The organism is Bacillus sp. ISL-46, from assembly GCF_018613205.1.
Genome location: NZ_JAGGQR010000072.1, coordinates 1 through 10,088 on the forward strand (window position 1 = coordinate 1; position 10,088 = coordinate 10,088).

Sequence of the window (10,088 nt, forward strand, 5' to 3'; positions counted from 1 at the left end):
CTATCTCTAGGTACCATATTATAGTGGCTTCCCCCTTATAAAACTGTACGCGAGTCTGTCTAACAATTGTTTCAAATGTTATTAAGCTTTATTAAATTTAAGAATATTTTTGAAAACAATCATAAAAATCACAAATATCATATTAAGTGGGGGCGAGCCCCCCTCTTAATTTTTTATTAATTCCTTTACTCCTAAAATTTTTATCAGTCTTTTAAAATTTTAAGCAAGACAAATAAAGCTGCCCAAGTTTTTACTGATTCAAGCCCTCTTGAAAAAAATATTTTTAACCGGTAATGTTATTTCACCCACATATTTAAGAGCGATGAAATAGACATCTTATACAATGAAGTTAGTAAGTTTAAATAAATTTTGATTAAATTCCATGCCCTTCGTTTGTAAAAGATCCACTATCTTATCATCACCTCTATGCCCCATTACAATAATTCCCTGTATTTTACCCTCTAGGAATAATTGATAAGCTTCATCGCAATAGTCTACTAGCTTTTTATAAACATAATCATATAATTTGATTTCAACATTTGGGTAAATATTTTTAATGAAATTTCCCCTCGCTTTGTGAGGTCCCATTACTAAAAACACAGGTTTCTTCTTATGATCCCGAAAGCATTGTTCTCGTATATATTTAATAGATGTGACATTCAACTGGTTTCCTAAATTTAATTGATTATTATTAGACAGAGAATCCATTCTGATTTGATACTTGTATAAAACTTGGGGAACGATGTCGACCTCGCCTAATTCAAACATTCTAAGCCATAAATCATAGTCCTGCACAATTGTATATTTTGGATCATATTGCCCTGCCCGGAAAAATGCTTCTTTTAAGAAAGTACAGGTCCCATGAGATAATGGACATCCGATAAAACGCCCCCTTCTTAGATCAGCTCTGTTTACAAAACCATTGAAGTATTTTTCCACTATTTTTAATATTTTTTTAGAAACCGACGTCCTGCCTGAGAAGCACTTGATGTGACTTCCTAAGAGAATGACGTCAGGGTGAGATTTTATATGATTCGCCTGTTCCATTATTCGATGGGGATAACTCATATCATCTGCATCCTGCCTGATAATCCATTCTCCGTTTGCATTCTGTATTCCTATATTCAGGGCATTTGCAAGTCCTTTGTTTTCTTCCAAATGAATCACTCTAACCCGATTATCTTCAATTAAATTTAATATTTCTCTAGTTTTATCTGAAGAACCATCGTTTACAATAATAAATTCAAAGTCCGTGTATGTTTGATGCAGTATACTGTCTATGGCTTCTTTTAAATATTCCTCCCCGTTATAAACGGCCATGACAACAGAAAACAACATATATGATCCTCCCACTATAATTAATACAATTTAAGAGCTAATGGACTTCCTCCTTGATTTACTCTAACTGTTGAGTATACAAATTATTTTTATTCCGTACCATTTCATTTCAACCATTTCGAAGAAGCAATCTTACAAGCTTTTAATAAAGATTTAACTATTTCTTTATGCTTTAGGGAATCTTGTTTCTCGTTCACTATGGCCAAGGTATTTTTATAGACACCTATATTCCTCCATAGCTCATCTGAAGAATCCCATAAAGTTAGCAACAGCAACTCCGGATCATTTTTTCCAAACTTTTCGAGAAGAATTTTGCTGAAAGGTTCTTCTTTTACATAGTTTCTATACCCACTAGGATGCTCCTGATGATATCCAACTGTTTCATTAATACTGACAAAAGAAAGTCCCTGTTTATATATTCGGTACCCCAATTCCCAATCCTCACCAGATCCTAATCGCTCGTCAAACCCTCCCTGCTGCTCCAAAACTGCTTTTTCCGCCGATACACATCGAGTGATAAATAACAGCCATGGTGCGATTTGGGTCTGTAAGAAAGCATCTTTATTTTTATCGGAAATGATTTCCCAATGGCACATCACTTGATTTATTTTTTTAAAATTATTTCGAATATCTTCCGGTGTAATAATCTCCACAATATCCTTTGACCTTAAATAACCATCATCCCAAAGCTGAAATCGTTGTAATACTGACCGTGCAGCGCCTTTTTCCCATTCTGAAAAATCAGGAAAAAATTGAGTGTAAACTCCTTTATAACAATTTGGAGTACCCGATATAACAGCATTTTGGTGTTTAGCATGGTATAAATCATGGGTTTTAATAAAATCCGGTAATACCAAGAAATCTGAATCACAAAAAATAACATAGGTTCCTCTTGCCTGACGTATCCCCAAATTTCTAGCCACACCAGGGCCATTTCTAGAGCTTAAAGTAAAAAAGCGAAGGTTATAAGGTGCATCGTAATTGCTTAAAATCTCTAATGTATTATCTGTAGACCCATCATCAATAACTAATACTTCAAATTGATTCATAGGATAAGTTTGCTTTTCAAAAGCGGCTAACGTGAGAAGCAACTGCTTAATCCTATTGTATGTTGGAATGATAATACTAAATTTCATACTTGATTCCGCCCTTATGATGAAAAGTACTTACTATCAACAGCTTTTTGACATGCCAATTTTAAACAGTGAGAAACATCCCTATACTGTTCTGACTTCTTGTAAAACTTTTGGATTAAGCGTAGTGTATTTTTATAGTGATGTACATCTTTCCAAGCTTTCCAAACAGTCAATAATGTTAATTCCAAATCCTCAGTCCCGTGTTTCTGAAATAAATATTTTCGATTTTCTTTTAAACGAAAACTTGAGGGATGTTCTTGATGATAACCTACAGTTTCTTTGATAGGAATAAATGAGAGACCTAATTGTTTATGAATGCGATAGCCAAGTTCCCAATCCTCACCCCTAGGAAAATTTTCATCAAATCCACCTATTCTTAAAATATACTTTTTCTTCAAGGAAACACAGCGTGTAATAAATAGCATCCATGGTGCCACATCTATTTTTGTATATTCCGTCTTCATTTTTTCAGAAAATTGATCCAATCTTGACATTACCTGATAAAGATTAGAAAAATTTTCTCTTATATCTTGCTGGGTAATAATTTCTACCAAATTATAGGATTGCAGATATTCATCTTTCCATAGACCTGATTTAGAGAGTACATCATAGCATTTTCTTTTCTCCCTCTCCTTAAATTGGGGATAATAATGTGTATATACTCCTTTGAAACATTGGGGTGTTCCAGATACCACGCTTCGTTTATAACGTCCATGATACAGATCATGAATTTCTATAAAGTTTGGACAGACTAAAAAGTCAGGATCGCAAAAAATAATGTATTCTCCATTTGCTTCGTTAACGCCTAAATTTCTTGCTGCTGCAGGCCCTTTACGTGAATCTATATTTCTATAGATTAAATTAAATGAACTATTATAATCTTTCAGAAACTCTTCTAAATGATCCGTAGAACCATCATTCACGACAATGACTTCAAAGTTTCCCCTTGGATAGGTTTGTCTCTCGAAAGCAGTTAGCGTGAGAAGTAACTGTTCTTTCCGATTATATACAGGAATTACAACGCTGTATTTGATATTCATCCTTCCACACAACCCTCTTTTCACAGTCTAACTTTCAAGTTGGAGTCTCTTTATACGTCACTACCGGTTATAAGATACCAATTTCTGTAATCTTTATTGATCATTAAAATACTAATTTGTAAAGGTTAATGAACTAGCCATTATTGACCTTTCATATTCCATTCAAGTGTCTTAACTAATCTTCCATTGATTGAAACTCTCGGATCAAAGTCGATACTTCTCAACTATTGATATCAGGACATCTTCTTGTTGTCCACCAGAGGATATCTGTAATTATATGGCGAAATAATTTAGCGGAAATTTGAAAGCTGACGTCCAATGATTTGCGGCAGCTGCTCCAACTCCTCCACTGGCCTTGCCCCCTCTGTAATTTCTTCTGGACAAAAGCTTAGAAAAAATCCTTATCAACAACAAGTCCTGTGTTCTTTTTAATAGTGATCTAGTATACTATATGGTTTAAGACTCAACCGTACTAAGTAAGATTATGTTTTGTCCTTTCTATCATCATACCCGCCAACTTCCCAAAAAGCTTTTTTGGAAAACATGACAGAACTATGGCATCCCCAATAATTCATTTCTTGATATTTGTAGATTTCTGCTGTTTGTTATTCTTCATAAATCTCTTCCGAAACATTAGCATTACCGGAAATACATTTCACTAACGTTCTTACTCCTATTAACTCCGGGTGTATCTTAACATACATTACCTGTTCTTCAATTCTCTCGGGATATCTAATTTCATCTGCATCTTGAATGGCAATCTACTCGCCCCTAGCTTGTCAATTCCGATTTTCAGTGCATGTGCTGCACCTTGATTTTTCTCTAAATGGATCACCCTAACCCGTTCGTCTTTTACCTCTTCTAATATTGTTTTAGTTAGATCTTTTGAACCATCATTTACAATAATCATTTCTAATTCAGAATAGGTTTGCTTTAATGCATGTTCGAAGGATTCTTTTAAAAATCTTTTTCCGTAATATACAGCCATAACCATAGAAACAAGCACGTTTCGTTTCGACTTCCCTTCAAGAACTTAAACTTGAATTATTATATGTACGTACCTTTTATTCTGTTAATCATTAATAAAATTAGCTCACTCAGAGTTTATTAATAACAAATATTCAACTTTAAGACAATGGGGGATTTTTTTGTGTGATTTTAAGCCTCCTAATGGGATCTATTATTCTGTTAAAGATTGGATTATTAAGAATGGACATCGTATTCGAATAGAGCTATTACGTAGTTTCAGCAATACCCTCAATCTTTGCTGTAACGAGCCGTTGCCCCACCCTTATGGTCAATACATGAGCTAAATCTTAAAAAGAGAGTAAAAAGGCTTAATTTTACTGCCCGGTTAGTTATGGCCTGGGCGCTATTTTTTACTCAGGTAAATGTTTTTTCAAGGAACTGTAAAACTACACTAAAAAGACGTTTTTAAATTCAAAAATTATAAAGTATCTTTTTTATAAAAGGTACTATTTTGCACCATAATCTTAATAAATTAGTTTATTAAAATCCCATTTTAAACCTTTCTTTAATGAACGCCCATACTATTTTTCAATATATGAATATATTAGTACTGTTCGGAGATGAGGGGTGGTAATAAAGTTCATTTCACAGAAATAAAACAAGATAATTTTGTATAAAGTATTCTCAATTCCCAATATTTCTGGGTTAACTTTTTCTAATTTTTTAACCAGGTTGATTGGTGGAATTCAACACAAAGATATTATTAAAACAATGCTCAAAGATTTCCTAATTTTTAATCAGAAATAAGTGTGAAATGCATGTGACAATGCAAATGACAGAATTATTTTAAACCAATCCGTATATTTTGGACTGTTAATTTAAGTTCCAAAAAGTACAATTACCTTATGTAATTTATTAATAAACTAGGTGTGAATTTATGGAAAATAAATTTAGTATAGTTCTTCCGACTTACAATCGTTTAGAACAATTAACACTGACTTTAGCATCGTTTGAAAATCAAAATTTTGATAAACAAAAATTTGAAATCATTGTGGTTGATGATTGCTCAAGTGACGGAACCCAAGAATTTCTTGCTAATTATTCTCCACCATTTCAATTTCGATATTTTAGTAGCGGTGAAAGAAGAGGCGGGCAAGGAAATGCACGTAATTTGGGTGCAACACAAGCAAAAGGTGAATATATTATTTTTTGTGATTCAGATTTCTTAGTGGTTCCCGAGTTCTTGAATATATTTAATAAACTTTTTTTGCAATATCCGAATCATGTTATTAGTGGGACCCCATACTGTTTTACCAGAGTATTTACACAGTATTATCCCAATTTTTCCGATGGGGAAAAGAAAAAACTTCGAAGTTTTTTAAGTAAAACAAAGATTAGGAATAAATCATTACTCGAAAGTAAACAGATTATTCAAATTATAACACCTGAAGTTTTAAAGGCTGACTTTTCCAAATTAAATCATGTTATTTTGGGTGAGGATAATTTGGGAGACAAATTAAGAAAAGAGTTTTTAAATACAGATGTTGCTCCATGGCTGTTATTTATAACAAGATGTGTAGCCCTTTCCAGAAAAACTTTTTTTGAGTCAGGTGGGTTTGATGAAAGAATTATTCGCGGCGAAGATTGGGAGCTTGGCTACCGGTTATATAGGAAAGGGGTTCATTTCACAAGTGTTGGTGAAACGGTTGGTTTTCATCAGGAGCATCCTTCCTCCTTTAGAAATGAATTTGGGAATGCACAACCATTTAATAAAATAATTTTCGAAAAATATGGGTTAGAAACCCTTGAATTATCCTTGCTCTCAATTTGGGATTCATCTGATGAGTTGTGGAAAAATATTATACCATTTAAAAAATTATTACGCATTTCCAAACATACTAACGAGTTTGAAACCGACAAAACTAAAACATTACTGAAAGATTTTTTGCTGAAATCGTGTGAAAAAGCTACACAAAGATGGAATTGGGGGAAACGAGATTGAGCTATTCTGTAGTAATGACTGTCTATAATGGAGAAGATTATTTAGCAGAAGCAATTGAAAGCATACTCAATCAAACTTTCAAGGATTTTGAATTTATTATAATAAATGATGGTTCCAATGATTCAACCAGATCAATTATTGAAAGCTATAATGATGATAGGATTGTAGCCTATCACTTAGACGAAAACAAAGGGCAAACATATTGTTTAAACTACGGTATAAAAAACGCTAAAGGTGATTGGATCTTTCGCCAGGATGCGGATGATATTAGTCTGCCCACCCGCTTTGAAAAACAAATAAAATATTTATCGAAAAATCCGCAAATTGTAGGAGTAGGTACACTTATAGATACAATCCAAGGTAAAAATCCCGTTGATAATAATACTTTACAAAGTATGAAATGGAGTAATTCGTGTGTTTCAAGAGAGGAGATTAGGAAGTTTCGATTTGTGGCACCGCCAATTGTTCATGGAACAATATTATTCTCGAAAAAAGCTTTCTATAAAGCAGGGGGATATTGTGAATTGTATAAAATTGGCCAGGATACTGATTTATGGATAAAGTTAATGGAGATTGGTGATATAGATAAGGTAAATAAGGTTTTATACAAATATCGAGTGTATTATGATTCATTAAGTAGAAAAGATGAAACTGAAACTTGTAGGGAGTCAATGTTAATTGTATCTAGAAATATTCATTCAATTTTTATAAAAAAAAGAAACTCCATACCAAAATTTGTCGTTATTGGCCCTGAAAAAGGGTGTGAATTTTATAAGAAATTTATTGAATTCAACTCCGGAATTCATGTTGTTGAATACCTATCTAAAGATGTAAAAGCAGAATTAAAAAGAATAGACTCTCTTTTCCATATAGGTAAAATAAATGGAATTATTTTACTTGATGGTTTAAATTATAAGAAAATTTACCCTTTACTCGAAAGCCATGGGTTTATCTATAACGACAACTTGTTCAGACTGTGGAATATCATAACTTAAATATATTGTGTCACCCAAGTTAGGTGCATTGTAATCATGATCATAATTAGAGCACTTTTGTCTCAAATAATACTGAAAACTTTTTCCAAGGTTCATGTTCTTAAAAGAAATAAGTTTTTTATTTTTTAAGATACTATAAAGATTTTTCCATTCTTTTAAATAATAGGCCCTTTTTGTTCTCCATCAAAAACCTTATCCCTATTTTGCAAACGCCAGTGTGACAAACGCCCAAACTTGGCACCCCCCTACCCCTTTTTCATTTTGAATGAATATATATTAGGCATATTATAGGAGGAAGCATTTAATGAAGACCTATTTAACAGTAATTACAACTTATAATTATCTTTTGGGTGTATTAGCACTTTATAAGTAATTACTTTTAACAAAACCTCAATATGATTTTAACATTGGGGGCGATAAAAGCCTTGGATGTTGTCAGCTGAACAGCGAAAAAGATCAATTTCTGAATTAAAACAGAAAGGAGACACTCTAGATTCGCAAATTTTGTCGAATTATTACAATTTGATTGATAGTGTAAAATAAAAAAATGAGTCTTCTAAATAGATGTTAACCTCCTACCCTCAAGTACCTTCTTATTAACATTTTTTCTAAATGATTATATTCATTTTCAGTTGTTTCCTAATTGCTTGTAATGTGCAATAAGTTAATAATTAGTTAAAAATTACCAGTTTAACAATATAGTAAAACTAGTGTATGATCTTTATCCTGTATGTTATTAATGTAAATACTTTTCTTAGAGTCATTTTTCTGTTATACAAGACTGGGATAATTCTCTCCATTGAACCACTATTATTAAAACTATAATTTCAAGAATCTGATATGAATACACAATCAAATAGCTTTCTGTTGGATAAGTATATAAAGCAGGAATCATTAAAAATGTAACTTTTAATTTAAGAAAATGATTGACGGTGATGTAGTGAAAAAAATTGTCAAAACTAGGGAAGCAGGTTTTTTGGGACGTAGCACGCTAAAGATTTACGTGAACAAGAGGATAGTCTAAAACTAACAATGAATATGTATAAAGAAATTTTGAAATTCATTTTAAAATGCTAAAATTTCAATAGATTAGTAGTCATGATTCAATCGTCTTAAGAATTAAAAAAACAACTTGTAGAGAGGTAAGATAATAATTGCGAAATCTTGCTGTCATAGGTACAGGATATGTTGGGCTTGTAACTGGCACTTGCCTGGCAGAGATTGGACATTCCGTAATTTGCATTGATGTAGATAAAGATAAAGTAAAAAAAATGAAAGCCGGAATTCCCCCTATTTATGAGCCGGGTATAGAGGAATTAATGACCAAAAACATCAAAAATGGAAGACTTCATTTTACATCAGATTATGCCGAAGGGTTAAAAAACGCTGAAGTCATTTACATCACTGTTGGTACTCCCCAAGATATAGATGGTTCAGCTAATTTAAAATATATTAGGCAGGCAGCAAAAGATATAGCCATGAATGTTACTCATGATGTAATTGTAGTTACAAAAAGTACCGTTCCTGTTGGAACAAATGAACTTGTTCATTCCATTATTCAAAAAAATTTAAAAGAAAATGTCCGGGTTGATATTGTTTCTAATCCAGAATTTTTACGTGAAGGATTTGCAATTTATGATACATTCCATAATGATCGTACAGTTATTGGAACGAATCAAGATCATGCTGCTATAATAATGGAAGAAATTTACCAACCATTTAACGTTCCCATATTCAAGACGGATATTCGTAGTGCTGAAATGATTAAGTATGCTTCAAATGCTTTTTTAGCAACGAAAATTAGCTTTATTAATGAAATTGCTGTGATTTGTGAGCGGATTGGTGCCAATGTAGAAGATGTTGCTTTTGGAATGGGACAAGACTCGCGTATCGGTTCAAAATTTTTAGAGGCAGGTATTGGCTATGGTGGGTCGTGTTTTCCTAAGGATTCAATCGCACTAGCTCGATTGGCAGAGAACGTGAATTATTCTTTTAAAATCTTAAACTCTGTTATTGAGGTAAACAAAAAGCAGCAGCTGCTACTTCTTGAAAAAGCAAAAGAACGGTTTGGAAGTTTAAAAGGAAAGAAATGTGCATTATTAGGACTTTCCTTTAAGCCAAATACTGATGATGTTCGTGAATCAGCTTGTATAAATATTTCAAAACAATTAATTGATTCTGGTGCAGACATTTTTGCTTATGATCCGATCGCTATTGAAAATGCACAAAAAGTATTGAATCCAACAGTCCGGTACGGTGAAAACATGGAGGAAGTACTTCAAGAGGCCGATGTTGTTTTCATTTTAACAGATTGGAAGGAATTTATTGATTTTCCATTAGATAAATTTGCAAATTTAATGAATGAACCTGTCATTTTTGATGGTCGAAACTGTTATACATTAGAAAATGTAAAACAATATCCTATAGAGTACCACTCCATTGGCAGAGCAAGTATTTTCAATATCCCAAACTAGCCTCTAAAAAAATTGCAAAAAAAAATCTAGCAGATAAATCTCCTTTTTGTTAATTAGTTTAGGTATGCCCGGTATGCTGTGACTGCTAAACTAAAGTAGACAGTTTTCACTAAATAAGAAGAAACACTTATTTA

7 protein-coding genes are annotated in these 10,088 nt (G+C 32.7%); 3 read left to right on the top strand and 4 right to left on the bottom strand.

What is annotated here, in order from left to right; genetic code table 11:
* Positions 1–336: 336 nt before the first annotated feature.
* The 4 genes from J7E67_RS27325 to J7E67_RS27340 all read right to left on the bottom strand — a co-directional run bounded on the left by J7E67_RS27325 (position 337) and on the right by J7E67_RS27340 (position 4,520).
* Positions 337–1,338, bottom strand: a complete 1,002-nt coding sequence (locus tag J7E67_RS27325) for a glycosyltransferase family 2 protein (protein ID WP_214733204.1) — start codon at positions 1,336–1,338, stop codon at positions 337–339.
* A 104-nt stretch (positions 1,339–1,442) separates the two neighbouring features.
* A complete protein-coding gene (locus tag J7E67_RS27330) occupies positions 1,443–2,474 on the bottom strand; it encodes a glycosyltransferase family 2 protein (RefSeq protein ID WP_214733205.1) in 1,032 nt (343 codons plus the stop codon).
* 14 nt (positions 2,475–2,488) lie between these two features.
* Positions 2,489–3,514, bottom strand: coding sequence for a glycosyltransferase family 2 protein (locus tag J7E67_RS27335; RefSeq protein WP_214733206.1), 1,026 nt, complete (start codon positions 3,512–3,514; stop codon positions 2,489–2,491).
* Between the two features lie 703 nt (positions 3,515–4,217).
* On the bottom strand, positions 4,218–4,520 hold the full coding sequence (locus tag J7E67_RS27340) for a glycosyltransferase family 2 protein (protein ID WP_214733207.1): 303 nt from the start codon (positions 4,518–4,520) through the stop codon (positions 4,218–4,220).
* Positions 4,521–5,420: 900 nt separating this feature from the next.
* Here J7E67_RS27340 and J7E67_RS27345 point away from each other — a divergent pair.
* The 3 genes from J7E67_RS27345 to J7E67_RS27355 all read left to right on the top strand — a co-directional run bounded on the left by J7E67_RS27345 (position 5,421) and on the right by J7E67_RS27355 (position 9,954).
* On the top strand, positions 5,421–6,485 hold the full coding sequence (locus tag J7E67_RS27345; RefSeq protein WP_214733208.1) for a glycosyltransferase family 2 protein: 1,065 nt from the start codon (positions 5,421–5,423) through the stop codon (positions 6,483–6,485).
* On the top strand, positions 6,482–7,480 hold the full coding sequence (locus tag J7E67_RS27350; protein ID WP_214733209.1) for a glycosyltransferase: 999 nt from the start codon (positions 6,482–6,484) through the stop codon (positions 7,478–7,480). Before J7E67_RS27345 ends, J7E67_RS27350 begins: the two co-directional genes overlap by 4 nt.
* 1,154 nt (positions 7,481–8,634) lie before the next feature.
* Complete coding sequence (locus tag J7E67_RS27355) at positions 8,635–9,954, top strand: UDP-glucose dehydrogenase family protein (RefSeq protein WP_214733210.1); 1,320 nt, start codon at positions 8,635–8,637, stop codon at positions 9,952–9,954.
* Positions 9,955–10,088: the final 134 nt, after the last annotated feature.

What these genes read in the sequence shown, in the direction of transcription:
- J7E67_RS27325 (WP_214733204.1), bottom strand. Translation starts at nt 1,338, where the DNA reads ATGTTGTTTTCTGTTGTCATGGCCGTTTATAACGGGGAGGAATATTTA.
- J7E67_RS27330 (WP_214733205.1), bottom strand. Translation starts at nt 2,474, where the DNA reads ATGAAATTTAGTATTATCATTCCAACATACAATAGGATTAAGCAGTTG.
- J7E67_RS27335 (WP_214733206.1), bottom strand. Translation starts at nt 3,514, where the DNA reads ATGAATATCAAATACAGCGTTGTAATTCCTGTATATAATCGGAAAGAA.
- J7E67_RS27345 (WP_214733208.1), top strand. Translation starts at nt 5,421, where the DNA reads ATGGAAAATAAATTTAGTATAGTTCTTCCGACTTACAATCGTTTAGAA.